The sequence below is a fragment of the Geodermatophilus sp. YIM 151500 genome, from assembly GCF_025716945.1.
Lineage (GTDB): Bacteria > Actinomycetota > Actinomycetes > Mycobacteriales > Geodermatophilaceae > YIM-151500.
The window spans coordinates 493,590-519,123 of record NZ_JAOVZT010000001.1 but is presented as its reverse complement, the minus strand read 5'-3'; the positions used below and the strand labels follow the sequence as shown (position 1 = coordinate 519,123).

Genomic DNA, 25,534 nt, shown 5'->3' with positions numbered 1-25,534 from the left:
GCTCAGCATGGCGGGCCGCCGGGGCACGCCGGGCCGGGGAGGCGCCCCGGACCCGGCGCTCCCCGCGGGCCCCGTCGCCGGCGGGCACGTGCCGCTCGTGGAGTCGGCCGAGCACTACGTCCCGGCCTCGGCCCGGCTCGAGCCGCACGGACCCCTCTGGAAGGTCGTCGACGCGGTCGTCCTGGTGGGCGTGCTCGGGATGGTCCTCACGGTGAGCCTCCAGGTCGTCTCGCGGTCGCTGGGCGCGGCCGTGCCCTGGACCGAGGAGCTCACGCGCTTCCTGTTCATCTACACCGCGTTCCTCGGCATGGCGGCCGGCTTCCGGCACGCCGACCACGCCCGGATCGCCTTCGTCGTCGCCAAGCTGCCCCGGTTCGCCCAGCGGGCGGCCGTCCACCTCTACGTGGCCGCCGGCGTCACGTTCTTCGTCGTCGTCGGCTACCAGGGGTGGGAGCTGGTCGTGCAGCAGTACGAGAGCGAGGAGACCTCGCCCGCCCTCGGCATCGGCATGTGGATCGCCACGCTGCCCATCATCGTCTCGGCCGTGCTGGCGGTCCTGGGCCACCTGCAGTCGGTCTACCGCTCCGTCGAGATCCGTCGGCGCCTCGAGCGCGGGGAGATGACCGCGTCATGAGCTACACGCTGCTCGCCGTCTTCCTCGTCCTCGCGGCGCTGGGCGTCCCGCTGGCGGTCGCCCTGGGCCTGGGCGTCATCGCGACGCTGCTGGTCTTCGACCTGCCGCTGGACCTCGTGCCGCAGTCGATGTACACGTCGATGAACAGCTTCCTGCTCGTCGCGGTCCCGCTGTTCATCCTCGCCGGCAACATCATGGCCGGCGGCGGCATCTCCGACCGGATATTCCACGCCGCCGAGGCGGTCGTCGGCCGCTGGCGCGGCGGCCTCGGCCAGGTGAACATCCTGGGCAGCGCCGTCTTCGGGGGCATCTCCGGCTCGTCGGTGGCCGACGTCGCCAGCCTCGGTCAGATCGAGATCAAGGCGATGACCGACCACAAGTACCCGCGGGACTACGCGGCGGCGATGACGATGGTGACCTCGACGCTGTCCTCGGTCATCCCGCCGAGCATCCTCATGATCGTCGCCGCGGCGGCGGCAGGGGAGTCGATCGGCGCGGCACTGGCCGGCGGGATCGGCCCGTCCGTGGTCTTCATCGTCTCGCTGATGGTCCTCAACTACGTCACCGCGGTGCGCCGCGGCTACGGCGAGGTGTCGCGGACCTCGCTCCGCGCCGCCGTGCGCTCCATCGCGGTCGGGCTGCCCGCCCTCGGCGGGCCGGTGGTGATCCTGGGCGGCATCTTCGGCGGGTTCGTCACGCCCACGGAGGCCGCCGGGCTCGCCGTCGTCTACAGCCTCGCGGTCGGCGTGCTGCTCTACCGGGACCTGGGGGTGCGCGCCATCCCCGGCATGCTGATCCGCTCGGGCGTGAGCACGGGCACCGTGCTGTTCATCGCCATGGTGGCGAGCGCGGCGTCCTACATCTTCACCATCGACGGGCTGCCGGTGCGGGTCAGCACGGCCGTCGCCGAGGTGTCGGACGACCCGACGGTGGTGATGCTGCTGCTCGGCGTGGTGCTGGTGCTGGTCGGCACGGTTATGGACATCATCGCGGCGATCCTGATCCTGGTGCCCGTCCTGATGCCGACCGCCCTGGCGGTCGGCATCGACCCGATCCACTTCGTCGTCTTCCTCGTCGCCGCCCTCTCGTTCGGGCTGGTGACCCCGCCGGTGGGCGTCTGCCTCTTCGCGACCTCCTACGTCAGCCGTCTGCCGATCGAGCGCATCGCCCGGGCCTCCCGGCCGCACTACCTGATCATGCTGGTCGCCCTGGTCGTGCTCGCGGTCGTCCCGCAGGTCACCCTCTGGCCGGTCGAGCTGCTGACCGACCGGGGAGTGCCGTGACCGGTCGGCCCGGGACCGACGACGTCCTGCTCGGCCTGGACGTCGGCACGAGCGCGGTCAAGGCCGGGCTGTACACCCCGGACGGCGTGCAGCTCGGCCTGCGGCGCGTCGCGCTCGCCGTGCGGTCCCCCCATCCGGGCCACAGCGAGGTCGACGCCGAGGACGTCTGGGCGGCCGTCGTCGCGGCCACCCGGGCGCTGCTGCACGACGTGCCGGGCGTGGCGGTGGCGGGCGTCGGGGTGGCCGCCGCCTGCCCGACGCCGCTGGTCGCCGATCCGGACGGACGGCTGCTCTCCGCGGTCTGCACCTTCGCGGACGCCCGCGCCGCCGACGACGTGGACGCCTTGCGGACGCGACTGCCCGAGGGCGCGTTCGAGCGGATGACCGGCAACCCGGTGGCCGTGTCGACGTGCTCCGCCCTGACCGCCCGGCGGCTCGCCGCGGCGACCGGCGGCCCGGCGGTGCTGGGGCACCTGGCCTCGTTCGTCGTCCACCGGTTGACCGGGTGCTGGGTGATGGACCCGACGAACGCCGCCTACACCGGGGCGCTGGACGTCTCGTCTCCGGAGCGGTGGTCCGCCGAGGGTGCGGCGGTGCTCGGGCTGGAGCGGCTGCGACTCCCCGAGCTGGTGCCGTCCGCCCAGCGCGTCGGCGCGGTCACCGACGAGGCGCGCCACGTCCTCGGCCTCCCGGCGGCGACGAGCGTCGCCGCGGGCTGCGCCGACACGGCGGCCTCCGCGCTGGCCGTCGGCTGCGTCGACGACGGGGACGCCTTCGAGTCCGTCGGGACGTCGGGGGTGCTCACCGTGTGCCGGGACCGCCCGCTGCCGGCCGCGCACGCGATGAGCCGGCCGCACGTGATCCCCGGGCGGTGGTTGTCGCACGCCGCCATGTCCTCCAGCGGGGCGAGCGTGTCCTGGCTCCGCGAGCACGTGCTGGCGCAGGCGCCGGGAGCGTCGAGCATGGCGGCGCTCGGTGAGCTGGCCGCCTCCGCGCCGCCCGGCAGCGGCGGCCTGGTCTTCCTGCCCTACCTCGCCGGGGAGCGCAGCCCCGTGTGGGACCCGCACGCGCGCGGCGTCTGGTTCGGCATGACCCTCGGCACCGGGCCGGCCGACCTGGCGCGGTCGGTCTTCGAGGGGTCGGCCTACGGCCTGCGGCAGCTGATCGAGCTCGAGGGGCGGGTCAGCGGCAACCCGCTCCCCGAGCTGGTGTCCGTCGGGGGCGGGACCAGCAGCGCCTTCTGGACCGCGGTCAAGGCCGACGTCACCGGCCGGGTCTTCCTGCGCGCCCGCCAGGGCGACGTCGCTGCGCGCGGTGCCGCGCTGCTGGCGGCCACCGCGGCGGGCCTGCACCCCGGCCCGGCCGCCGCCGCCCGCGCCGCCGTCCCCGTGGCGACGACCCGCGTCGAGCCGACGGCCGATGCGCAGACCAGCGCCGTCTACGAGCGCCTGTACCACGTCTACGAACACCTGTACCCGGCCCTGCAGCCGTACCTGGCCCCGCTGGCCGGGGCGGCCCGGCTCGCGGCCGGCCGCGGTGCCGGACCCCGCACGACCGACCGCACGCACCCACGGAGGGACCCTTCCTGTGTTGGATCTGCCTGACGCCCCCTGGCGCAGCTACGTCGCCGGTCAGTGGACCGCCGGCCCCGACGCCCGGCACTACGAGATCGTCGACCCCGGCCGCACCCGGGACACCGTCTCCCGCTACCTCCTGGCCACGCCGGAGGACGCGGAGCGGGCGGCCGCCGCCGCCCGCGACGCGTTCCCGGCGTGGGCGGAGACCACCGCCGGCCGGCGCAGCGATCTGGTGTACGGCCTGGTCGACCTGTGGCAGACCCGCATGGAGACCGTCGCCGAGATCGTCTCCCTGGAGATGGGCAAGCCGCTCGCGGAGTCGCGCAGCGAGGCCTCGCGCGCGGTGGCCGAGCTGCGCTTCTGGGCGGGGGAGGCGCTCCGCCTCGGCGACCGCACCTTCCCCAGCGCGCGCCCGCACACCGAGATCGCCACCATCCGGGAGCCGATCGGGCCGGTCGCCGGGATCACGCCCTGGAACTTCCCCATCCTCAGCCCGCTGCGCAAGGTGGTGCCCGCCCTCGTCAGCGGGTGCCCGGTGGTCCTCAAGCCGGCGCTGCAGGCGCCCGGGGCCTCGGTGCACATCGCCGCGATGCTGCACGAGCTCGGCGTGCCGGCGGGGGTCTTCGGCCTGCTGATCGGGGGCGGTTCCGACGTCGGTGCCGCCCTGGTCGGCCACCCCGCCATCGCCGGCATCACCTTCACCGGCTCCACCGACGTGGGGCTCCGGATCGCCGGCGACGCGGCCGCCCGCAACGTGCGGCTGCAGCTGGAGATGGGGGGCAAGAACGCCGCCGTCGTCACCCGCTGCGCCGACGTGGACCGCGCGGCCGCGGAGATCTCCGCCGCGGCGTTCGCCGTCGCCGGGCAGCGGTGCACGGCGATCAGCCGGGTCGTGGTCACCCCCGACGTCCGGGAGCCACTGGAACGGGTGCTCGTCGAGAAGGCCGCAGCCCTGCGCGTCGGCCACGGGCTGGCCACCGACACGGTCATGGGGCCGATCGTCAGCAAGGACCAGTTCACCAAGATCCACGGCTACGTCGAGCAGGGCGTCCGCGACGGAGCCCGCGTCCTCACCGGCGGCGGCCCGCTCACCGGCGGCGGGTACGACGACGGCTACTACTACGCGCCGACCGTGGTCACCGACGTCCCGCGCGGCAGCGCGTTGGCGGTGGAGGAGGTCTTCGGGCCCGTCCTGTCGATCGTCCCGGTCGACGACCTCGAGGAGGCGATCGACGTGGCCAACGAGACCCGGTACGGCCTCACGGCCGCGATCTTCACCGACGACATGGACGCCGCGCACGCCTTCGTCCGCCGTTCGCAGACCGGCATGGTGCACGTCAACCACGGCACCAACAGCGAGGGGCAGGTCCCCTTCGGCGGCATGAAGCAGTCCGGGCAGGGGGCCTACGGCATCGGCGACAGCGCCAAGGACTTCTTCACCTCCCTCAAGGCCGTCTACTCGATGTACCGCCGGTGACCGCGCGTCGCTGACGCCGCCGGACCCACCCGACCCTGGAAGGAACCACTGTGGGCGCCCACAGCCACTTCGTCTTCGAGCTGCCGACCCGGATCGAGTTCGGATCCGGCTCGCTGGCCCACCTCGGGCAGCGCGTCACCGACCTCGGGGGCACCCGTGTCCTCGTGGTCACCGACGAGGTCCTGGCCGCCATCGGCATGGCAGACCGGGTGACCTCCGTCCTGGACGACGCCAAGATCGAGCACGTCCTCTTCACCGCCGTCGAGCCGGAGCCGGACGCCGCAGGGGTGCAGGCCGGCGCCGAGCTGCTGGCCGGCGAAGGCTGCGACCTGGTCGTGGCCATCGGCGGCGGCAGCGTGCTCGACACCGGGAAGGCCATCTCCCTGATGAGCCGCAATCCCGGGCACATCCGCGACTACGCCGGCCTCGGCGTCGACAGCCGCGAGGGCGTACCGATCATCGCCGTGCCGACCACCGCGGGCACGGGCAGCGAGGCGACCATCTGGGCGGTCATCTCGGAGAAGGCCAGCAGGACCAAGTACGGCGTCGGCGGCCCGCACATGACCGCCGACCTCGCGCTGCTCGACCCGGACCTGTCGGTCACCCTGCCGCCGCGGCTGACCGCGGTCACCGGGTTGGACGCGCTCGCGCACGCGCTCGAGTCCTACGTCAACAAGGCCACCCAGCCGTTCTCCGAGGCGATGTCGGAGAAGTCGATGGAGCTGGTCGCGCAATCGCTGCGGGACGCCGTGTGGAAGGGGGACGACCCGGCGGCGCGGGCGGACATGCTGATGGCCTCCACCCTTGCCGCGGCGGCGTTCAACTCGACGCGGCTGGGTCTCGCGCACGCGCTGGCCATGCCGCTCGGCGCCCGGGCCAAGATCCCGCACGGGGACGTCGTGTCGATCCTGCTGCCCGAGGTCATGCGGTTCAACGTCGTCGGCAACCTGGCGAAGTTCGCCCGGATCGCGCGCATCTTCGGCGAGCCGGTCGACGGGCTGTCGCTGCGCGCCGCGGCCGACGCGGGCGTGGCCGCCGTCGAGCGGCTGGTCACCGACGTCGCCGCTCCGCGCCAGCTGGGCGACTACGGGGTGACCGAGGCCGATCTGCCGGAGCTGGCCGAGGCGGCCATGAAGTCCGGCGCCGGCAACATCGTCGTGAACCCGCGGGCGACGACGAGCGCGGACCTGGTCGGCATCATGCGCCGGTCGCTGTGAGCGGCGCGACGACCGGCGGCCCGTCGTCCCGGGGGGACCGGGGACCCCGTCGCCTCCCGCCCCGGAACGACACCTGGAAGGTGCTGCACCTGGAAGGTGCTGCACCTGGAAGGTGCTGTGATGAGCAAGGTGCTGCGATGAACGAGGTGCTGCGATGAGCGAGGTCCGCCTGTTCCCGCCGACCGAACCCCTGGATCCCGAGCTGGTCGAGCGGTTCAGCCGGATCCCGGTCTCCAACCTCTCCGACGTCCTAGAGCGCATGGCCGGCTTCCCCGGCATCCAGCCGGTCGGCGGCTCGCTGTCCTCGCTGGGCGGCCGCGCGATGGTCGGCCCCGCGCTGACCGTCCGCACCCGGCCCGGTGACAACCTCGTCGTCCACAAGGCCCTGGACCTCGCCCGGCCCGGCGACGTGCTGGTCGTCGACGCGCGCGGTGAGCTGGTGAACGCGATCCTCGGCGAGCTGATGGCCGAGTACGCCGCCACCCGCGGCATCGCCGGGCTGGTCGTCGACGGGGCGGTCCGCGACCAGAACTCGCTGTCCGGGGGACGCATCCCGGTCTTCGCCCGGGGCTTCTCCCACCTCGGGCCCTACAAGAACGGACCCGGTGAGATCCACGGACCCGTCTCGATCGCGGGCGTCGCGGTCAACGACGGCGACGTCGTCCTCGGCGACGCGGACGGCGTGGCGGTCGTGCCGCGCGCCCGGGCGCGGCAGGCGCTGGAGGCGGCCGAGCAGGTGGTCGCCAAGGAGGCCGACCAGATGCGGGCCATCCGGGCCGGCACGTGGGACCGGTCCTGGGTCGACGCGTCGCTGAAGGTCGTCGAGGTCGAGGGCGGATGAGCCACGTCTACCTGAGCCGCGAGCTCACCCCCGGCGCGATGGCGGCGCTGCGCTCGCTGGACCTGCCGGTCGTGGTGCACGACGACCCGGACCGGCCCCCCTCCCGCGACCGGCTGCTGCGCGACGCGGCCGGGGCGTCCGCCCTGATCACCCTGCTGACCGAGCGGGTGGACGACGAGCTGCTCGACGCGGCCGGCCCGGACCTGCGGATCGTCGCCAACTGCGCGGTCGGCTACGACAACGTCTCGGTCGCGGCGGCGCACGCGCGGGGGATCGTCGTGACGAACACCCCCGGGGTGCTCGACGAGGCGACCGCCGACTGCGCCTTCGGGCTGGTGCTCGCCACCGCCCGCCGCCTGGTCGAGGCCGACCGCTTCCTGCGCGCCGGGACCGACTGGATCTGGGGGCCGCAGCTGTTCGTCGGACTGGACCTCAGCGCCGGTGCCACGCTCGGCATCGTCGGGCTCGGCCGGATCGGCCTGGCCGTGGCCCGCCGGGCCGCCGCCTTCGGCATGCGCATCCTGGCCACCGGGCGGCGGGCCGCCGGCGCGGAGGCGGCCGCGTACGGCGTCGAGCAGGTCGAGCTGCCCCGACTGCTGGCGGAGAGCGACGTCGTCACGCTGCACTGCCCGCTGACCCCGGACACCCGCCACCTGATCGGCCCCGACGAGCTGGCCGCCATGAAGCCGACGGCCATCCTGGTGAACACCGCGCGCGGGCCGATCGTCGACGAGAGCGCCCTGGTCGACGCCCTGCGGCGCGGGGAGATCGCCGGAGCGGGGCTGGACGTCTTCGAGGACGAGCCGCGCGTGCACCCGGCGCTGCTGGAGATGGACAGCGTCGTGGTCCTGCCCCACATCGCCAGCGCCGGCCGGGCGACGCGCGACGCGATGGGGCGGTTGGCCGTGGACAACGTCCGGGCCGTGCTGGCCGGCGAACCGCCGCGGACGCCCGTCCAGGCCTGACTGTGGGCCGCGCCGAGCCGGCGGCCGTCAGCCGGCGGTGAACAGGCCGGAGGACTGCTCCACCAGCCGGCCGCGCTCGAGCACCCGGTGCAGCGCACGCTCCAGCGCCGGGGTGAGCGTCGGCGTCCGCCGCTTGTAGCCGAACACCTGCGCGGCGGCGGTCAGCAGCTCGTCGCGGGCCATCCCGGTCGAGGCCCGGCACAGCGCGACCATCGCGTTGCCGACCTCCTCGACCGGCACGTGGTCCAGCGGCCGCTCGGCCGACGTGGCCTGGCGGCGGAAGCCGGTCCACGGCCGCTCCAGCGCCTCGGGCCAGCAGACGTCGTTCTCCACGGCCGACGGCGGCAGCAGCGACAGGAACACCGCCCGGCGCGCGTCGGTCACCCGGGAGAGCCCGAACGCGCCCGCCGTCAGCTTCGCGAGCCGGTCGACGTGGACGGGCCCCTCGGCCTTGATGCCGGCGGCCAGCACGCGCCGCACAGCACGCGCCGCCTTCGCCTCGGGCAGCGCGTCGAGCACCGCCTTCTCGCCGGCGGTCCTCGGCGTCCAGGGCACGAACGGCGTCTCGCCGTCCAGGGCCGGGGCGGGCGTCGGGGCCTTGCGGGTGCGCGGCGACGGCTTCGCCTTCGGCACCGGCGCGGCGACCACGTCGCCCACCACCGCGCGCAGCGCGGCGACCCGGCCCGCCTCCGGGGCCGCCGACCCGGACGACGCCGACCCGGACGACGCCGACCCAGACGACGCCGACCCGGACGACGACCTGCGGCGCGGCCGCGGCAGCTCGACGACCTCGGCCAGCCGCTCCTCGACCGGCGGGCCGTGCAGCCGCGCCACCAGCCGGTCGAGCACCGCGTGCGGGTCGGCCAGCCACGCCGGCAGCCACACCCGCTCGACCACCGGCCAGCCGAGCATCCCGCCCAGCACCTCGACCGGCAGGCCGTCGCGATCACCGACGGTGCCGCGCCCGGCCCAGGCCGGCCCGTCGAGCAGCACGGCCATCACCGGCACGTCCGGATCCGCCGCCCGGGCGACGACCAGGTCGACCTTGAACTCCGACAGGCCGACCGCCGTCCGGACGACGACCCCGCGCGCCCGCAGCGCGGCGGCCAGCTGCTCCCGGTGCCGGTCGACCGCCGGCGAGGGCCGCAGGTCGCTGGGCAGCACGTCGGTGCCGTGCGCTGCCATGTCGAGGTAGGCCCGCAGGTGCTTGACGCCCACCGACGAGGTCTCCTCGGCGCGCAGCTGCTCGGGGTCGAACGACGAGAACACGACGACCTGTCGCCGCGCGCGGGTGACGGCCACGTTGAGCCGCCGCTCGCCGCCGACCCGGTTGAGCGGGCCGAAGTTCAGCGGCAGCCGGCCGGACTCGTCGGGGGAGAAGCCGGTCGAGAACAGCACGACGTCACGCTCGTCGCCCTGCACGTTCTCCAGGTTCTTGACGAAGATGCCCTCGCCGTCGGTGCGGTCGAGCGCCTCGGCCAGCCGCGCGTCGTCGGCGTCGCGCAGCAGCCCCTCGATGTAGGAGCGCTGCTGGGCGTTGAAGGTCACCACGCCGATCGACGGCGGCGCGCCCCGCGACAGCTCGAAGCGGCGGCGGATCTCGGCCACCACCGCCCGCGCCTCCAGCGGGTTGGTGCGCAGCAGCCGCCCGGCGCCCGACCGGTGGAAGGTGCCCTGCACCCGCACCAGCGCCACCCCGCGGCCGGTCGGGTCGGCGGAGGCCCGGCCGTGCGAGGGCGCGGGGAACGACGAGAGCCGGTTGCCGTAGTAGGCGGCGTTGCTGAAGGCGATGAGCGACTCGTCCTGGCTGCGGTAGTGCCAGGTCAGCCACTGCCGCGGCACGCCGGCCTGCACGCACTCGGAGAGGATCGACTCCTCGTCCTCGACCGCGACGCCGTCCAGGTCGGTCGCCTCGTCGTCGCTCGACGGCTCGGCGAAGAACGTCGTCGGCGGCAGCTGCCTGCTGTCGCCCACGACCACCGCCGCCCTGGCGCGGCCCAGCGCGCCGACCGCCTCGGCCACCCGGATCTGCGAGGCCTCGTCGAACACGACCAGGTCGAACAGGCCGGCGCGCGCGGGGAAGAACCGGGCCACCGAGTCCGGCGACACCAGCACGCACGGCATCACGGAGGTGATCAGCTCGCCGTGCTCGGCGAGCAGCGCGCGCACGCCCAGGCCGCGGCGCTGCGCGGCCAGCTCGCGGGTCAGCGCGTCGACCGGCCCGTCGCCGGAGGTGGCCCCGGCCGGCCGGCCGGCGATCACCGCCGCCGGGAGGGCCGCGGCCAACCGTGCCCGCACCGCCCGGGCGGTGGCGGTGAACCGGCCGATCACCCGCTCGTGCTCCTCGGCGGCGAACCCGGTCAGGCCGGTGGCCTCCCGCCGCTCGGCGATCGAGGCCGCCGCCACGCCGCGGTCGAACGCCCGGACGGCGTCGCCGGCGGGCACCTCGCCGCGGACCAGCATCCGCCGGGCGTCGTCCAGCCCGGCCGCGCGCAGCGGCTGCAGCGTGTCGAGCAGGCTCACCCAGCGGCGCAGCGACATCAGCCCGCTGTGCTCGACCCCCCGCTCGGGCCGGGTCATCGACCAGCGCAGCAGGAACCCGTCGTCGCCGGCCCAGGCGGCCAGCCGCTCCGGCGTCGACCGGCAGACGTCGAGCAGCGCGGTCAGCGCGTCGCGCAGCCGTGCCCCGGCGCGGGCCGCGGCCGGGTCGGCGGACGTGCCGGCCACCACCAGCCGGCGCAGCGCCACGTGGAAGGGGGTCGCCCCGTCGACGGCCGCGCCGGCCCGCCGCAGCCACTGCACCTGCCGGTCGAGCAGGCCCGGGTCGTTGAACGGGTTCCAGTCCGGCGGCACGACCAGCCCGGGCACCGACGCCGCGCGGGCGGCGATCTGGTGCACCGCGGTCTGCACCCGCCACAGCGCCTCGACCACGGCGGGCACGTCGGTGGGCCGCAGCGTCGCCCCGGTCCGGACGTGCGGGGCCAGCCGGTCGCGGACGGCGGTCAGCCGGCGCTGCCGGCCGACCCAGCCGGACGCCGCCGCGGTCTGCGCGGCCACGTAGACCTCGGCCAGCGGCAGCGCCAGCACGCCGGGCTCGCAGACGTCGAGCCCGGGGTGGCGGAACGCGGTGAACGCGGCGACCTCGCCCAGGACGGCGCTGGTCGCCGCCGTCCACATCTCGGCGAAGGTCTCGTCCAGCACGTCCAGCCCCACCGGCGGGCCGGCCAGCAGGTGCCCCAGCGCGTCGAGGTCCTCCGGCGTCCGGGCGTGGCGGAGCACCTGGGCCAGCGCGGGGAAGCCGGTCAGCTCGCGGACGGCGGCGTCGACCTCCACGGCGGCGGCCTGCGCGGCCGGCAGGTCGACGTCCGGGGTGTCGACGAACGCCCACGGGTGCCGCGGCGATGGCCGGGTCAGGTCGGAGATGTCGGGCAGCAGCCCCAGCGCCCGGCGGACGGCGGTGAGCGTCTCCACCGGTGCGGAGGCCACGAAGCCGGCGGGCACCGGCAGCGGGACGACGTCGGCGCCGGCGGCCAGCTCCGCCGTCCGGGCCGAGTACAGCGACAGCCCGGCGGCATTGGGGGTGTGCAGCTGCTCGGCGTAGTCGTCCAGCGTCCCGCGGGCCGCGCGCAGCGCGCCCGCGTCCGCGGCCAGGGCCTGCTCGTCGACGTCGGTGGCGTGCTCGAGCGCCGCCCGCACCTGGGCTCGCACCGTCGACGCCCGCGCCGCCTTGTCGTGCAGGTCGAGCGCGAACGGGCCGAGGCCGACCGCCTCCAGCCGCCGCGCGACGACGTCGAGGGCCGCCCGCTTCTCCGCGACGAACAGCACCCGCTTGCCCTCGGCGACCGCCCGGGCGAGCAGGTTGGTGATGGTCTGCGACTTGCCGGTGCCGGGCGGGCCCTCCAGCACGAAGGTGCGGCCGGCGGCCGCCTCGGCGATCGCCCGCAGCTGGGAGGCGTCGGCCGGCACCGGGCAGCGGGCGGCCAGCTCGTCGAGGTCGACCGGACCCGGCTCGGGCACCGGATCGGCGAAGGCCCGGGACGGCTGGTCCGCGGGCGGCTGCTCCACCAGGTGGGCGACCAGCGGGCTGCTGGCCAGGTCGGCCCAGTGCTCGTCGAGGTCCTTCCACAGCCGGAACTTGGCGAACTGCAGGATCGCCAGGTCGGCGGTCTCCTCGACCCGGAAGGGCAGCCGGTGGCCGACCAGGGCGAGCCGCACGGCCTCCAGCGCCGACGCGACGTCGAGGCTGCCGTCGGCCGGCTCGGGGAGCGTCGGGACGGCGAGGCCGTGCAGCTGGCGCAGCTTCTCCAGCAGGCAGTGGTTCGGCGTGCTGGTGCCCGACTCGTCGAGGGCCAGCCGGTAGGTGCCCTCGCGGACGGTCGCGGTCAGCGTGACCGGCACCAGCACGAGCGGCGAGCGCAGCGGGCGGCCGTCGAGCTCCCAGACCAGGCTGCCCAGGGCCAGGTAGAGGTTGTTGGCGCCGGTCTCCTCGACCACCGTCCGCGCCTTGTGCGCCAGCGCGCGCAGGCGCGGCAGGTACCCGCCGGAGCTGATGCCGGCGTGCACCTCGCGGCGGTCGACGAGCAGCTGGGTGCGCTGCTCGGCGGGCAGCTGGCGGGCGTCGGCGAGCCCGCCCTCCTGCTGCTCGGGCGTCAGCCGGTCGGCGGGCAGCAGGGTGATCGGCGTGCCGTCGGAGACGAAGTTGGCCAAGATGCCCAGCGCCGGGCCGGGCACGGCCAGGCCGAGGCCGGAGCGCTCGGTGTAGTTGATCAGGCGGTTGCGCAGCGAGAGGTCGAGCAGGGCGTTCTTCCACTGCTGCACGCGTGGCGGCGGCTCCGGGCGGGTCGACCCCGGAGCCCGGGGCGGTGCCGGGTGGGCCGGCCCGCCGTGCTCGGCGGCCGCGTACTCGACGACGTGGAGGACGCCCTCGGCGTCCCGGGCGCGGGCGGGCAGCGGCCGGATGCCGTCGCGCCGGGCCCGGTGGACGTCGGTGACGCCGAGCACCCGGTCCGGCCCGCCGGCCAGCCACGCGGCGTGCGCAGGCTCGTGCAGGTCGGCACCCGGCTCGCCGAGCGCGGTGAGCAGCGTGGTCTCGACCAGCCCGACCAGGCCGGCCTCGACCAGCTCGGCCAGCGGGGCGACGTCGGTGGTGGCCGCGCTCTCCGCGCTGCGCTCGTCGCGCCAGTAGCCCAGGAAGGCGTGACCACCGGCGCCCAGCCGCGCGCCGGTGCCGCCCGGATCGGCGGCGCCGTGCGCGGCGGTGCCGTGCCCCCCGGGGCCGGGCAGGCCGTCGGCGAGCCACACCAGCGGCCGGATGCCGGCCCGCTCCAGCGCGGCGGCCAGCAGCAGCACCAGGTCCAGCGCCGTCCCGACCCGCCAGGTGAGGACGTCGCCCGGCGTGCGCACCTGCTGGCCCAGGTGCACCCAGCTGGCCGGGGGCTCGCTGTAGCCGATGCCGCGGGCCCGCACCGCGTCGGCGAGCGCGCGGACGGTCTGGTCGACCCGCTCGGGCCCGGCGGCGTAGCCGCTGATCGCGCGGCTGCCGGTGCGCTGCTCGAGCAGGTCGGCGGCCTCGTCGAGCAGCACGGGGATCGCCGGGTGGTGGGGGAGCACGTGCGCGGCCAGCATCTCCAGCGCCAGCGGCACGGGGCTGGCCAGCCACTGCTGCGCGGCCAGCACCGAGACGCCGACCCGCGCGCCGCCGAGCACGCGGTCGCCGTCGGTCACCTCGACCTCGACCACGCCGGGCCGCTGGTGCTCCACCTGGGCCACCGCCGCGGGGTCGACGGTCAGGTCGACGTCGGTGAGCACCGTCGTCCGGCCGGCGTCGAGGTCGACCAGCAGCTCGGCGGTGGTCGCGATCGGGCCCTCCGCGTCGCGCACGGTCAGCCGCACGCCCGCCGCGCGCACCGACTCGCCCGGCGTGATCGCCAGCCGGGGGACGACCGGCACGCGGTTGTGCGCCATCGCGTGCCCGAGCACGGGCGTGGCGGTGACCTCGACGGTCACCTGCGGCGACGCCGGCGCGGCACCGTCCGCGGGCAGCGCGACGGTGGCGACCGCGTCGCCGGGCCGTCCGTCCGCTGGTTCCCCCACGGTTCCTGTCTACCGAATGGGGGGATCCGCCACGCCGGACGCACCCGACTGCTGTGACGCGTGGGGCAGGTGGTCCTGATCGATGCCCGGTGTCACATCCGCCGCCCTCGAACGGCGGTCATGGCCGTCACCGCCGGTCGGGCCGGGCGGGTGGGGGTCGATGACGGTCTGGTGACGAGTCGCCGGATCGGGCGCACGTCGCAGCGCGGGCCGCCGAGATCCCTGCCAGGGTTCGGCCACCGGGCGGCCGATCCCGGTCGACGAGGTCCAGGAGGCCAGACATGACGTGTGCACACTGCAGTGCGGCCGGCCAGCGCGGTCGGTTCTGCGTCGGCTGCGGGCGGAAGCTGCCGTTCGCGTTGCGCCCCGTCCGGCCGGCGCGCATCCCCGCGCCGCGCGCGCTCGACGAGACGCAGCCGGTGCTGCGCTTCGAGGTGCCGCCGTCCCACCGCGCGGCCGTACCGGTCGTCGCACCCTGAGCCACCGCCCCTCCCGCCACCGCCCCTCCCGCAACCGCGCGGCGCGACCGCCGACCGGGCGCGGCACCCCGACCGGCGGCGCCCGGCGGCCTCGACGAGGAGGCCACCGGACGCCGCCCTCCCCGGGGCGGGAGGTCGGCCGAGCGGGGTGGGCGTGGGAGAGCGGTACCGCCACCCACGACCCCCGGGCGGTGGTGGGGTGACCCGGATCACGGCAAGCAATCTGCTTGCAGGAGTTAGCGCCGGCCCGTCGAGGGGCATGACCGGACCCGTCAGGTCACGCCCCGATGTCTGGAGACACCTCATGACCGACAACGCCAAGCTGATCAACCAGCTGCGCGCCCTCCTGCTGCTCACCCAGACCGAGGAGCAGATCGCGCGCATCCGCATCGCCCAGGCGCGCACCGACGCCGTCCGCCGCGAGCTGAACCAGAACGCCGACAACGCGGCCGACCGCAGCAAGGCCATCGCCGACCAGCTGCGCGCCCTCGGTGGTGTGCCCGACGTGGTGACCCCCGCCGTCGGGCGCCTCGGCGCCCTGGTCAAGGCCACCCTCGAGCAGGCCGAGCCGATCGAGGAGGCCCTGCTGCAGGACCTGCAGCTCGAGCACCAGTTGCTCGACCGCGCCACCTACCTCAAGGTCCTCGCCGACACCGCCGGCCAGGCGAAGGTCAAGGCGCTGGCCGAGCGGCTGATCGGCGCGCACGAGGCCACCGTCGAGTGGCTGACCGTGGTGCTGGCCGAGGAGGCCCTCGGCGGTCCGGCCGCACTGCAGGCCACCCCGTTCCAGAAGGTCGCCGGCGGGGCCACCCGCGTGGTGAGCGCGCCGGTGCGCTTCGTCGCCAACACCGTCAACCGCGCCGTCGACACCGTGCAGCACACCGCCGAGAGCGTCGGTGACGAGGCGCGCGAGGAGGCCCGCGGGCTCGCCGGCCGCGCCGCCGCCTACGGCGCCGCGCTGCGCGAGGTGCTCACCGCGGGCCGCAGCGCGTCGCTGCGCCGCGCCGAGCAGGTCGCCCGCCGCGAGGGCGACGTGGCGGCCGCCGACGCCGCGAAGGCCGCCCGCGAGGAGCTCGGCGACGTCAGCGCCGACGAGCTGCCCATCAAGGGGTACGACTCGCTGTCGGTCAACGACGCGGTCAAGGAGATCAAGCAGCTCAAGACCGCGCACGACATCAACGTCGTCATCCGGTACGAGGAGACGCACAAGAAGCGGGCCAACGTCGCCAGCGCCGCGCAGACCCAGCTGGCCGCCCTGGCCAAGGAGGCGGTCGGCGTCACCAGCAGCTGACCGCCCGCCGCACGCCGAAGGGCCCGCCCCGTCGGGGCGGGCCCTTCGTGCGTCCGCGGTCGCGGGGCGTCCACGCCGTCCGACGCCCGACGGTGTGATCCCGACCCGGACGCGGTGCGCCCAGCGCCTGCCTGCGACAGTCTCGGACCATGGACATCACGCCCGACGCCCTCGCGGAGGAGTTCTCGCTGACCACCGCGGCGACCCGGCTGGACTTCCTCGGCCGCCGCGACAGCGGCGAGACGACGCTCAACACCGTCGTGGACCCGGCCGAGGACGACTGGAGCTCGCTCGTCCGCCGCGTCGGCACGAACCTCGACGTCTTCGAGGCACTCGAACTGCTCGCCCTCGGCGAGGTGGTCGCCCGCAAGGCGCACGGCAGCCAGCTGATCGGCATGCGTGCGGCGCTGCGCGAGGGCGCGAGCTGGGAGCAGATCGCCGCTGCGCTCGACATCACCCCGGCCGAGGCCTGGGACGCCTACCACCGGGCCATCGAGGCCACCGAGCTCACCGAGGACGCCGCCGCCTCGGCGCGGGACCTGGCGGGGGGCCGGCCGGCGCGATGATCCCGAGCGGAGTGGATCCGTGCGCGTGACCCGCGCGGATCCCCTCCGCTCGGCGGGCCCCCGGTCGCGGACGGCGGCCGGATGCGCTAGCACTGGGGGTGCCGGGGCCGGGCTCAGCAGCGGGCCGCGGGCGGCACCGGCGGCGATGCGACCGAGCGAGCCGCGAAGGAGACGCGCCATGACGACCATGTCCAGCGAGACCGGGAACGTCACCGGCACCCAGGACAAGGACTACAACATCATCTGGTACACCGAGCAGTGCCTGAGCAACGCGATGCGGCTGGACATCTACATCCAGGACGCGGAGCGGGCGGGCGACAACGAGCTGGCCGACTTCTTCCGCAAGGCGCAGGCCGACAGCCGCAAGGGCGCGGAGATGGGCAAGCAGATGCTGGCGTCCCGCCTCCGCTGAGACGCACGCAGGGGAGGGGCGGAGGCCGCGACGCGGCGTCCACCCCTCCCCGTCCGTCCGGTGGCCGACGGCCCGGTCGGAACGGGTGCGTCAGCCGGCGCGGCGGACGCCCCGGAGCGCCGAGCGGTCGCCCGCCTGCGCGGCGGGGACGACGCTCAGCGAGCCGTCGGTCTCCAGCACCACCGCCGCCACGGATGCCAGCGAGCCCGCGCCGGAGGAGCGCACGGCCTGGCGCAGGTCCGCCATGTCCACCCGCTGCGCGGCCAGAGCGTGGTGCAGCGGCTCGCCGTCCTCAAGCAGCAACGTGGGCTCCGAGGTGACCACCGCCCGGCTGGCCGGCCAGTGCGAGTTCGTCCAGGCGACGGCGAACTGCAGCGCGGCCAGCAGCGCGAGCGCCGTCGCACCCTCCGACCACGACACCGTCGCGCTGAGCAGGATCGTCGCCAGCGTCGAGCCGAACGCCACCGTGACGACGAGGTCGAAGGCGTTGAGCTTGGCCAGCGTGCGCTTGCCGGAGAGGCGCAGCACCACCACCAGCGTCGCGTAGGCGGTGGCGCCCACGGCCAGCACTCGGCCCAGGTCGGACCAGCTGTCGAACCACACGTCCGTCTCCTATCCCGACCGCCCGGCGCGGTCCCGATCCGCGCCGGCGGCGCGGTCACCTTCCGGATCGCCGCTCCGCGTCGCGCGTCGGAACAGCACGCGGCCCGGCGACGCGGTGACGCCGTGGACGACGGTGCTCGCGGCGACGACCAGCGTCCCGGCGGCCAGCACGGCCGGGTCGAGCCCGAGGCGCTCGGCCTCCAGCGCCAGGTAGAACAGCGCCGAGACGCCGATCGGGCCGAACCAGCCCACCCAGACCGCGTCCGGGAACCGCAGCCGCAGCAGCCGGGCCAGCAGCAGCGCGACCGGGAGCCGGCGCAGCAGCAGGACGGCGGCGGCCAGCGCGACGCCGCGCCAGCCGAGGTCGCCCCACGCCGACCAGGGCAGCGCGGCACCGATGCCCACGAACAGCGGCAGCACGAGGAAGCGGTTGACCGCCTCGTCGATCGGCACGTCGGAGGTGCGCTCGTGACCGCTGGCGGCCAGGTTGAAGGCGAGCCCGCCGACGAAGACGGCCAGGATGCCGTCGACGTGCAGCAGGCCGGACAGCCCCAGGACGGCGAAGGCCAGCACGGCGGTGAACAGCGCCAGCGGCCCGGGGTCCGTGGCGCCGTGGGCCTCGCCGGCCCGCAGGGCCCGGCCGCCGAGCCAGCCGAGCCCGGCCCCGACGACGGCGGCGCCGGCGACCTGCCACAGCGACTCCAGCAGCGCCTGCGGGACCGACGTCGCGCCGGCGACGGCGACCGCCAGCAGCACCAGCGGCAGGGCCAGCCCGTCGTTCGCCCCCGATTCCAGCGACAGCAGCTGGCGGTCGCGGCCGGGGAGGTCCTCCTCCGCCGGTCGGCCGGTGACGACGTTGGAGGCCAGCACCGGGTCGGTGGGGGAGAGCGCCGCGCCGAGCAGGAGGGCCGTGCCCACCCCGACGCCGAGCAGCCCGGCGGACAGGCCGGCGGTCACCAGCGCCATGGCCGGCATGGCGACGGCGAGCAGCAGCGCCACGGGCCGCAGCCGCGTCCGCGCCGTCCGCAGGGGGTAGCGCAGCGCCACCGACATGACCGAGACGGCCAGCAGCAGCCGGGTGGTGGTGTGCGCCCAGTGCGCGTCCTCGGTCAGCGGGGCGACGTCCAGGACGCCGGAGACCGCCGGCCCCAGGACGACGCCGGCGAGCAGGCCGAGCAGCGGCTCGGAGACCGGGAGGCGGCGCAGCCGCTCCGACAGCGCGGCCACCGCCACGGCCAGCAGGCCGCCGGTCAGGAGCAGCACGTCGATGGTCACGGCGGCCCCGGGTACCCGGGGCCGGGCGCGCGACTCCGGCGTTGCGGAACCGTCATCCGACCGACGGACCGCTGCGGGACGCAGTTCCCTCCCGCCCCCGGTCCCGCCCCGGCTAGGTTCGCCGCTGGCAGGTCCGGCCCCGCCGCCGGCCGTCTCGAAAAAATCTCGAGGGACGTCCCCGGACGTGTCGATCCCGGCGGTGCCCGTTCGACGGGGAGATGGGAGAGGGCCCACGCGCCGGTCGGCCGACCGGTTCCCGATCCGACGAAGGAGAGCAGCGGTGCGGTACATGGTGATCGTCAAGGCGTCGGAGGACTCGGAGAAGGGCGTGATGCCCACCGAGCAGGAGCTCGCCGAGATGGGTGCCTACAACGAGGAGCTGGTGAAGGCCGGCGTGATGCTCGCCGGCGAGGGCCTGCACCCGAGCTCGAAGGGTGCCCGGGTGCGCTTCGACGAGAACGGCCGCACGACGGTCGTCGACGGGCCGTTCGCCGAGACCAAGGAGCTCATCGCAGGCTTCTGGATCCTGCAGGTCTCCTCGCGCGAGGAGGTGCTGGAGTGGGTGCGCAAGGCGCCGTTCCGGGGCGGCGAGGTCGAGGTGCGGCAGGTGTTCGAGAGCGACGACTTCGGCGACGCGCTCACCCCCGAGCTGCGCGAGCAGGAGGACCGGCTGCGGGCGACCGTCGAAGCGCAGCACGGCTGATGCCGCCCCGGCCGGCTCCCCGCGGCGGTGATGGCCGTCACCGCCGCGGGGGGACGGCGTGACGGCGGACGTCGGCCGCGTCGTGGACGCGGTCTGGCGGATGGAGTCCGCGCGGCTCGTCGGCGCGCTGACCCGCGTGGTCGGCGACGTCGGCCTCGCCGAGGAGCTCGCCCAGGACGCGCTCGTCGCCGCGCTGGAGCAGTGGCCGGTGACCGGCGTCCCCGACCGGCCGGGCGCCTGGCTGACGGCCGCCGCCCGGAACCGGGCCATCGACGGCTTCCGGCGCGCCGAGCGGCTCCGCGCCCGGACCGCCGAGATCGGCCGGGACCTGGCGTCCCGCCAGCTGGAGGAGCCGGACCGGGCGGCCGCGCTGGACGAGCCGGTCGACGACGACGTGCTGCGGCTGGTGCTGATCGCCTGCCACCCGGTGCTGTCCCGCGAGGCCCGGGTGGCGCTCACGCTGCGGCTGGTCGGGGGCCTGCGCACCGACGAGATCGCCCGCGCCTTCCTTGTTCCCGAGTCGACCGTGGCCCAGCGCGTGGTCCGCGCCAAGCGGGCCCTCGGCGCGGCGAAGGTCCCGTTCGAGGTCCCGGCCGGCGCCGACCTCACCGCCCGGCTCGCCTCGGTGCTCGAGGTGCTCTACCTGGTCTTCAACGAGGGCTACTCCGCGACGGCCGGGAGCGACTGGACCCGGCCCGACCTCTGCGCCGAAGCGCTGCGGCTGGGCCGGGTCCTCGCCGCGGCGACCCCGGGCGAGTCCGAGGTGCACGGGCTGGTCGCCCTGATGGAGCTGCAGGCCTCCCGGCTGCGCGCCCGCGTCGCGGCGAGCGGCGAGCCGGTGCTGCTCGACGAGCAGGACCGGAGCCGGTGGGACCGGGTGCTCGTCGGCCGGGGACTGGCCGCGCTGCAGCGGGCCGAGCTCGCCGCCCGGGCCGCGGGCGCGGCGCTCGGCCCGTACGCCGTCCAGGCCGCGATCGCCGCCTGCCACGCCCGGGCCCGGACCGCCGCGGAGACCGACTGGCCGCAGATCGCGGCGCTGTACGAGGTGCTCGGCGAGCTCATGCCCTCACCGGTGGTCGAGCTCAACCGCGCGGTGGCGGTGTCACGGGCGTACGGGCCGGCGGCCGGGCTGGAGATCGTCGACGCGCTGGCCGACGTCCCCGCGCTGCGCGGCTACCACCTGCTGCCCGCCGCCCGCGGTGACCTGCTCGCACGCCTCGGGCGCGGCGCCGAGGCCCGCGCCGAGTTCGCGCGGGCGGCCGGGCTGACCCGCAACGAGCGCGAGCGCGCCGTCCTGCGCGCCCGCGCCGCCCCCGCCGGGCCGGACGGCGATCGGCCCGCCTGAGCGCCGCGGAGGCCCCACGAGGCGGTCAGGGTGCGGCGACGAGGCGCTCCGCGTGCTCCTGCTCCTCGGCGCGGACGGCGGACGGCCCGGCCTCGACCAGCCGCCAGGCGGCCCGGACGCCGTCGGGGCCCTCCGTCCCGCCCGCGGCGAGCACCCCCTCGACGAGCGAGCGCACGCGCGGCTCGTCCTCGGGGGCGGCGGTGAAGAGGACGCGGACGCGCAGCGTGTCCCCGGTCCGCTCGACCGCCGTGTGGTGCGGGGCGAGCGGGCAGGGCGGCTCGTGCGACCAGCTGCCGCACAGCGCGGTGGTGATCGCCCCGCCCGCGGCGCGGTCGTCGGTCCCGGAGCCCAGGCTCAGCACGGCCTCGTGCGCGAAGGGCCGCCGCGCCGCCGCGGTCATCGCGGGTCCGCGGACGACCGTGTCGGACGGCTCGCCTCGGCGGCGGCCCCGAGCCGGGCCAGCGTCGTCCGCATGCCGTCGCGCAGCTCCTCCCGCCGGTTGCCGCCCTTGAAGACTCTCTCGATGACGAACCAGCCGATGCGGGTGACCGGCCGCTCCACCACGTAGCTCTCGGCAACCCGGGTGCCCCCCTCGACGGGGTCGAACCGGTACCGCCAGGTGATCGTCCCCGCGAAGGGCTCGGTCCGGGCGAAGGCGAACTCCCGGCCGGGCTCGGCCACGGTGACCACCGGACGGTTCTTCCACCGCTGGCCGGCGCGGTTCTCGTTGACCGCCTCGAAGCGGGCGCCGACGGCCGGGCCGGTCGCGCCGTCGAGCCACCGGCAGCTCGCGATCTCGGGGCTGAAGTCCGGGGTGCGGGTGACGTCGGCGACGAGGGCGTAGACCGTCTCCGGTGGTGCGGCGATCACGGCGCTGACCTCGTCGTGGTCGAGCGTCTGCATGGCGACTCCTCAGGGTGCGTAGGCGGCGAGGAACTGGTCGATGGCCAGGCCGGTGAGCCGGCTGTAGGCGCCGTCCTCGAAGGACGCCCCGGGCTCGTTGGCCAGCTGCTGGGAGATCAGGCCGGAGAGGACGACGGTGAGGAGGCGGACGGCGGCGTCGCTGTCGAACGCCGGTGCCGCCTGCCCGAGCGCCGCCGCCTGGGCGCAGTCGGCACGCACCTGCGCCATGTCGTCCCGGCTGGGCGCGAAGGTCTCCGGCGACGGCTCGAAGCCGGGCACCGGTCGCCAGTGCAGCAGCTGCGCCAGGGCCGGGTTCTCCACGGCCCAGCGGACGACGGCGATCGCGCCGGCGCGGATGCGCGGCAGGCCCGGTCCGAGCCCGGCCACAGCGGCCTCGGCCGCGGCCAGCTCGCCGGCGAGCCCGCGGGCGAACAGTGCGTCGTAGAGCGCGTGGAGCGAGGGGAAGTACTTGTAGAGGGACGGGCCCCGCATGCCCATCCGGCGCGCGACCTCCGAGACGCTCAGCGCGCCGACGCCCTCCGCGCCCATGATCGCGACGGCGTGGTCGAGGGCCTCCTCGATGACCGCGGCCCGCCGCCGTTGCACCCGGGTCGGGGTGAGGCTGGACGCCGTAGCCATGGCTAGAGCGTGTAGCTCCTCTGGACGGGTGTCAAGGCACCGTCACGCCGGCTCGCGGCGCATGGGCACGTGCGGGATGCCGTCCTCGACGTAACCGGGGCCGCTGCGCCGGAAGCCGAGCCGCTCGTACCAGCCCTCCAGGTGGGCCTGCGCCCCGAGCGTGATCGGCAGGCCGCCGCAGAGCGCGACGCCCTCCTCGACCAGCCGGGCCGCGAGCCCGCGCCGCCGGAACGGCTCCGCGGTCGCCACCCGGCCGATCGCGCGGCTGCCGCCGTCGTCGAGCACCCGCACGGTGGCGGCAACCGCACAGTCGATCTCGAACCACAGGTGCTCGGTGCCCGGCTCCACGTCGCGCCCGTCGAGCTCGGGGTAGGGGCAGCGCTGCTCGACGACGAACACGTCGACCCGCAGCCGGCACAGCGCGTAGACCTCGAACGGCGTGAGCTCGGCGAACAGTGCCCGCCGCAGGACGGGGACGGACGCGTCGGCACCGGTCATGCGGAAGGTTCTAGCCCACCGCGGAGCGGCCGACGCGGGAGCGGGGTGCCGGGCCCACCTGTGGACCTCTAAGGTTAGGTCTGCCTTGCCTATCTCTCCGCGGAGGATCTCCCTCGTGACCTCGTCCGGGCGCGCCGCCACCGGCGTCCTGTCCGCCCTCGGCCTCGCGGCCGCGCTCGCCGGCTGCGGCTCGGACGGCGACACGCTGACCGTCTACAGCGCCCAGCACGAGAGCCTGGTGCGGACCATGCTCGAGGGCTTCACCGCGGACACCGGCATCGAGCTGGAGTTCCGCGACGCCAACGACACCGAGCTGGCCAACCAGATCGTGCAGGAGGGCGACGCGTCACCGGCCGACGTGTTCCTCACCGAGAACAGCCCGGCCATCGACGTCGTCGACCGCGAGGGCCTGCTCGCCCCGCTCGACCCGGCGACCCTCGACCAGGTCGGCGAGCAGTACCGGCCCGCGTCGGGCAACTGGGTCGGCTTCGCCGCCCGCTCCACGGTGCTCGCCTACCACCCCGAGGCCGTGCCCGAGGCGGAGCTGCCCGCGTCGATCCTCGAGCTGGCCGAGCCGGGGTACGAGGGCCGCGTCGCCGTCGCCGCCGGAGGCGCCGACTTCCAGGCCATCGTCAGCGCCGTCCTCGCGCTGGAGGGCGAGGAGGCCACCCGTGCCTGGCTGGCGGGCCTCGAGCGCAACGCCGAGGTGTACGCCAGCAACACGGCGGTGATGAAGGCCGTCGACGAGCGCGAGGTCGACCTCGGCGTCATGTACCACTACTACTGGTACCGCGACCAGGCCGAGAACGGGCTGATCGGCGACGACGCGCGCCTGCACTACTTCGGCGGCGGCGACCCGGGCGCGTTCGTCAGCGTCTCCGGTGCCGGGGTGCTCGCGTCGTCCGACCAGCCCCAGGAGGCCCAGCGCCTGGTGCAGTACCTGACCGACCGGGCCGCGCAGGAGCGTCTGGCGGAGAGCACCGCCCTGGAGTACGCCGTCGGCAACGGGGTCGCCTCGGCGGAGGTCCTGCCGCCGCTGGCCGAGCTCGGCGCCCCCGACGTCGACCCGGGCTCGCTCAGCTCGCCCGAGGTGACCGCGCTCATGCAGGAGGTGGGCCTGCTCTGAGCAGCGCCGCCCCGCCCGTCGACCCCGGGACGCCGGCCGCGCCGGTCGCCCGGGGTCGTCGGCGTGCGCCCGCACCCGGGAGCCCGCGCCGGTCGCCGGTGACGCTGGCCCTGGCCGCGTGCGTCGCCGCGCTCGCCCTGCTGCCGCTGGGCTACATCGCGGGCTACACGGTCGACGTCGGCTGGTCCGGCGTGCGGGAGCTGGTCCTCCGCGACCGGGTCGCCGAGCTGCTCTGGAACACCGGGCGGCTGGTGCTCGGCACGGTGGCGGCGTGCGCCGTACTCGGCGTCGGCGCGGCCTGGCTGGTGCAGCGCTCGGCGGTGCCCGGACGGCGGGTCTGGCACGTGCTGCTGGTCGCGCCGCTGGCCGTGCCGGCCTTCGTCAACAGCTACGCGTGGATCTCGCTGCTGCCCGGCGTCGACACCTACGCCGGCGCGCTGCTGGTCGTCTCGCTGTCGTACTTCCCGTTCGTCTACCTGCCGGTGGCCGCCGCGTTCCGCGGCCTGGACCCCGCCCTGGAGGAGACCGCCGCCGGGCTGGGCCTGTCCGGCTGGGCGGTGTTCGCGCGGGTGCAGCTGCCGCAGCTGCGCGTGGCGCTGCTCGGCGGCAGCCTGCTGGTGGCGCTGCACCTGCTGGCCGAGTTCGGTGCCCTGCAGATGCTGCGCTACGCGACCTTCACCACGGCGATCTACGACCAGTACCGGGCCACCTTCAACGGACCCGGCGCCACCATGCTGGCCGGCGTCCTGGTGCTGCTCTGCCTGGTGCTGCTGCTGGCCGAGCTGCGGCTGCGCGGGCAGCGCGGCTACGCGCGCACCGGCCGGGGGGCCGCCCGCCCGGTGCGGCCGGTGGAGCTGCGGCGGCTCACCGGTCCGGCGCTGGCCGGCCTGGCCGCGCTCGTCGTCCTCGCGCTCGGCGTCCCGCTGTACAGCCTGGCCCACTGGATGCTGGCCGGCGCCTCCACCGGCCTGGACGGTGGCGCGCTGCTGACCACCACCGGCACGACCCTCGCGCTGGCCGCCGCGGCCGCCCTCGCGACCACGGCCATGGCGCTGCCCACCGGCTGGCTGGCCGTGCGCGCCCGCGGGCGGGTGACCACGCTGCTGGAGCGCAGCACCTACCTGGGCAGCTCGGTGCCGGCCATCGTCGTCGCGCTGGCGCTGGTGACGATCGCCATCCGGGCGACGCCCTGGCTCTACCAGACCGTGCCGCTGCTGCTCGCGGCCTACGCCGTCCTGTTCCTGCCGCGGGCGATCGTCACCGTCCGCGGCGCGGTGGAGCAGTCGCCCCGGCTGTACGACGACCTCGCCGCCTCGCTCGGTTGCTCGACCGTCGAGCGGCTGCGCCGGGTCACCCTCCCGCTGCTGGCGCCCGGCCTCGGCGCCGGCGCCGCGCTGGTGTTCCTCGCCGTGGTGACCGAGCTGACCGCCACGCTGCTGCTCGCGCCGACCGGCACCACCACGCTGGCCACCGCCTTCTGGTCGGCCAGCAGCGCCCTCGAGTACGGCGCGGCCGCCCCGTACGCCGTGGTCATGGTGGTGCTGTCGGCCCCCGCGACCGTGCTGTTGTCCCGCGACGCCCGACGGAGCCTCACCCCATGAAGCGCA

Annotated in this window: 22 protein-coding genes; 15 read left to right on the top strand and 7 right to left on the bottom strand. The window is 75.7% G+C overall.

Features of this window, described 5'->3' with window-relative positions; genetic code table 11:
* The first annotated feature begins 7 nt into the window (after positions 1–7).
* From OF117_RS02355 to OF117_RS02325, 7 genes are all read left to right on the top strand, one after another.
* Positions 8–634, top strand: coding sequence for a TRAP transporter small permease (locus tag OF117_RS02355; protein WP_263551182.1), 627 nt, complete (start codon positions 8–10; stop codon positions 632–634).
* Complete coding sequence (locus OF117_RS02350; protein ID WP_263551181.1) at positions 631–1,917, top strand: TRAP transporter large permease; 1,287 nt, start codon at positions 631–633, stop codon at positions 1,915–1,917. The genes OF117_RS02355 and OF117_RS02350 overlap by 4 nt, the downstream gene beginning before the upstream one ends.
* Positions 1,914–3,521 (top strand): FGGY-family carbohydrate kinase, encoded by a 1,608-nt coding sequence (locus OF117_RS02345; protein WP_263551180.1) that lies wholly within the window; start codon positions 1,914–1,916, stop codon positions 3,519–3,521. The genes OF117_RS02350 and OF117_RS02345 overlap by 4 nt, the downstream gene beginning before the upstream one ends.
* Positions 3,508–4,971 (top strand): aldehyde dehydrogenase family protein, encoded by a 1,464-nt coding sequence (locus OF117_RS02340; protein ID WP_263551179.1) that lies wholly within the window; start codon positions 3,508–3,510, stop codon positions 4,969–4,971. The genes OF117_RS02345 and OF117_RS02340 overlap by 14 nt, the downstream gene beginning before the upstream one ends.
* A gap of 50 nt (positions 4,972–5,021) precedes the next feature.
* Positions 5,022–6,188 carry an iron-containing alcohol dehydrogenase gene (locus tag OF117_RS02335; RefSeq protein ID WP_263551178.1) on the top strand — a complete coding sequence of 389 codons (1,167 nt, stop codon included), beginning with the start codon at positions 5,022–5,024 and terminating at the stop codon, positions 6,186–6,188.
* Positions 6,189–6,342: 154 nt separating this feature from the next.
* Positions 6,343–7,029: an RraA family protein gene (locus OF117_RS02330; protein WP_263551177.1), complete on the top strand. Its 687-nt coding sequence runs from the start codon at positions 6,343–6,345 to the stop codon at positions 7,027–7,029.
* Entirely contained in the window at positions 7,026–7,994 is a 969-nt protein-coding gene (locus OF117_RS02325; protein ID WP_263551176.1) for a 2-hydroxyacid dehydrogenase, read from the top strand. Before OF117_RS02330 ends, OF117_RS02325 begins: the two co-directional genes overlap by 4 nt.
* Before the next feature lie 27 nt (positions 7,995–8,021).
* Here OF117_RS02325 and OF117_RS02320 read toward each other — a convergent pair whose 3' ends face one another.
* A complete protein-coding gene (locus tag OF117_RS02320; protein WP_263551175.1) occupies positions 8,022–14,087 on the bottom strand; it encodes a DUF4011 domain-containing protein in 6,066 nt (2,021 codons plus the stop codon).
* A 281-nt stretch (positions 14,088–14,368) separates the two neighbouring features.
* On the opposite strand from OF117_RS02320, the gene OF117_RS02315 reads away from it, so the two are divergent.
* The 4 genes from OF117_RS02315 (at position 14,369) to OF117_RS02300 (ending at position 16,835) form a co-directional block, all read left to right on the top strand.
* A complete protein-coding gene (locus OF117_RS02315) occupies positions 14,369–14,566 on the top strand; it encodes a hypothetical protein (protein ID WP_263551174.1) in 198 nt (65 codons plus the stop codon).
* 304 nt (positions 14,567–14,870) lie between these two features.
* Positions 14,871–15,857 carry a ferritin-like domain-containing protein gene (locus OF117_RS02310; RefSeq protein WP_263551173.1) on the top strand — a complete coding sequence of 329 codons (987 nt, stop codon included), beginning with the start codon at positions 14,871–14,873 and terminating at the stop codon, positions 15,855–15,857.
* A gap of 149 nt (positions 15,858–16,006) precedes the next feature.
* Positions 16,007–16,423, top strand: coding sequence for a hypothetical protein (locus tag OF117_RS02305; protein WP_263551172.1), 417 nt, complete (start codon positions 16,007–16,009; stop codon positions 16,421–16,423).
* A 178-nt stretch (positions 16,424–16,601) separates the two neighbouring features.
* Positions 16,602–16,835 (top strand): hypothetical protein, encoded by a 234-nt coding sequence (locus OF117_RS02300; protein WP_263551171.1) that lies wholly within the window; start codon positions 16,602–16,604, stop codon positions 16,833–16,835.
* 90 nt (positions 16,836–16,925) lie between these two features.
* Here OF117_RS02300 and OF117_RS02295 read toward each other — a convergent pair whose 3' ends face one another.
* Together OF117_RS02295 and OF117_RS02290 are read right to left on the bottom strand one after the other, a co-directional pair.
* On the bottom strand, positions 16,926–17,438 hold the full coding sequence (locus OF117_RS02295) for a DUF421 domain-containing protein (RefSeq protein ID WP_263551170.1): 513 nt from the start codon (positions 17,436–17,438) through the stop codon (positions 16,926–16,928).
* 9 nt (positions 17,439–17,447) lie between these two features.
* On the bottom strand, positions 17,448–18,713 hold the full coding sequence (locus tag OF117_RS02290; RefSeq protein WP_263551169.1) for a cation:proton antiporter: 1,266 nt from the start codon (positions 18,711–18,713) through the stop codon (positions 17,448–17,450).
* Between the two features lie 289 nt (positions 18,714–19,002).
* Here OF117_RS02290 and OF117_RS02285 point away from each other — a divergent pair, with 289 nt between their 5' ends.
* Together OF117_RS02285 and OF117_RS02280 are read left to right on the top strand one after the other, a co-directional pair.
* Positions 19,003–19,416, top strand: a complete 414-nt coding sequence (locus OF117_RS02285; protein WP_263551433.1) for a YciI family protein — start codon at positions 19,003–19,005, stop codon at positions 19,414–19,416.
* A gap of 58 nt (positions 19,417–19,474) precedes the next feature.
* Positions 19,475–20,761, top strand: a complete 1,287-nt coding sequence (locus tag OF117_RS02280; protein WP_263551168.1) for an RNA polymerase sigma factor — start codon at positions 19,475–19,477, stop codon at positions 20,759–20,761.
* A gap of 25 nt (positions 20,762–20,786) precedes the next feature.
* Here the strand turns inward: OF117_RS02280 and OF117_RS02275 are convergent, their stop codons facing one another.
* From OF117_RS02275 to OF117_RS02260, 4 genes are read right to left on the bottom strand one after another with little or no spacing between them, the layout of a single operon-like run.
* Positions 20,787–21,161 (bottom strand): hypothetical protein, encoded by a 375-nt coding sequence (locus tag OF117_RS02275; RefSeq protein WP_263551167.1) that lies wholly within the window; start codon positions 21,159–21,161, stop codon positions 20,787–20,789.
* Entirely contained in the window at positions 21,158–21,664 is a 507-nt protein-coding gene (locus OF117_RS02270; RefSeq protein ID WP_263551166.1) for an SRPBCC family protein, read from the bottom strand. The genes OF117_RS02275 and OF117_RS02270 overlap by 4 nt, the downstream gene beginning before the upstream one ends.
* Positions 21,665–21,673: 9 nt before the next feature.
* A complete protein-coding gene (locus OF117_RS02265) occupies positions 21,674–22,303 on the bottom strand; it encodes a TetR/AcrR family transcriptional regulator (RefSeq protein ID WP_263551165.1) in 630 nt (209 codons plus the stop codon).
* Positions 22,304–22,345: 42 nt separating this feature from the next.
* A complete protein-coding gene (locus tag OF117_RS02260) occupies positions 22,346–22,801 on the bottom strand; it encodes a GNAT family N-acetyltransferase (protein WP_263551164.1) in 456 nt (151 codons plus the stop codon).
* Positions 22,802–22,916: 115 nt separating this feature from the next.
* On the opposite strand from OF117_RS02260, the gene OF117_RS02255 reads away from it, so the two are divergent.
* Together OF117_RS02255 and OF117_RS02250 are read left to right on the top strand one after the other, a co-directional pair.
* Positions 22,917–23,927, top strand: coding sequence for an iron ABC transporter substrate-binding protein (locus tag OF117_RS02255; protein ID WP_263551163.1), 1,011 nt, complete (start codon positions 22,917–22,919; stop codon positions 23,925–23,927).
* Between the two features lie 98 nt (positions 23,928–24,025).
* Positions 24,026–25,528, top strand: coding sequence for an ABC transporter permease (locus OF117_RS02250; RefSeq protein WP_263551162.1), 1,503 nt, complete (start codon positions 24,026–24,028; stop codon positions 25,526–25,528).
* Positions 25,529–25,534: the final 6 nt, after the last annotated feature.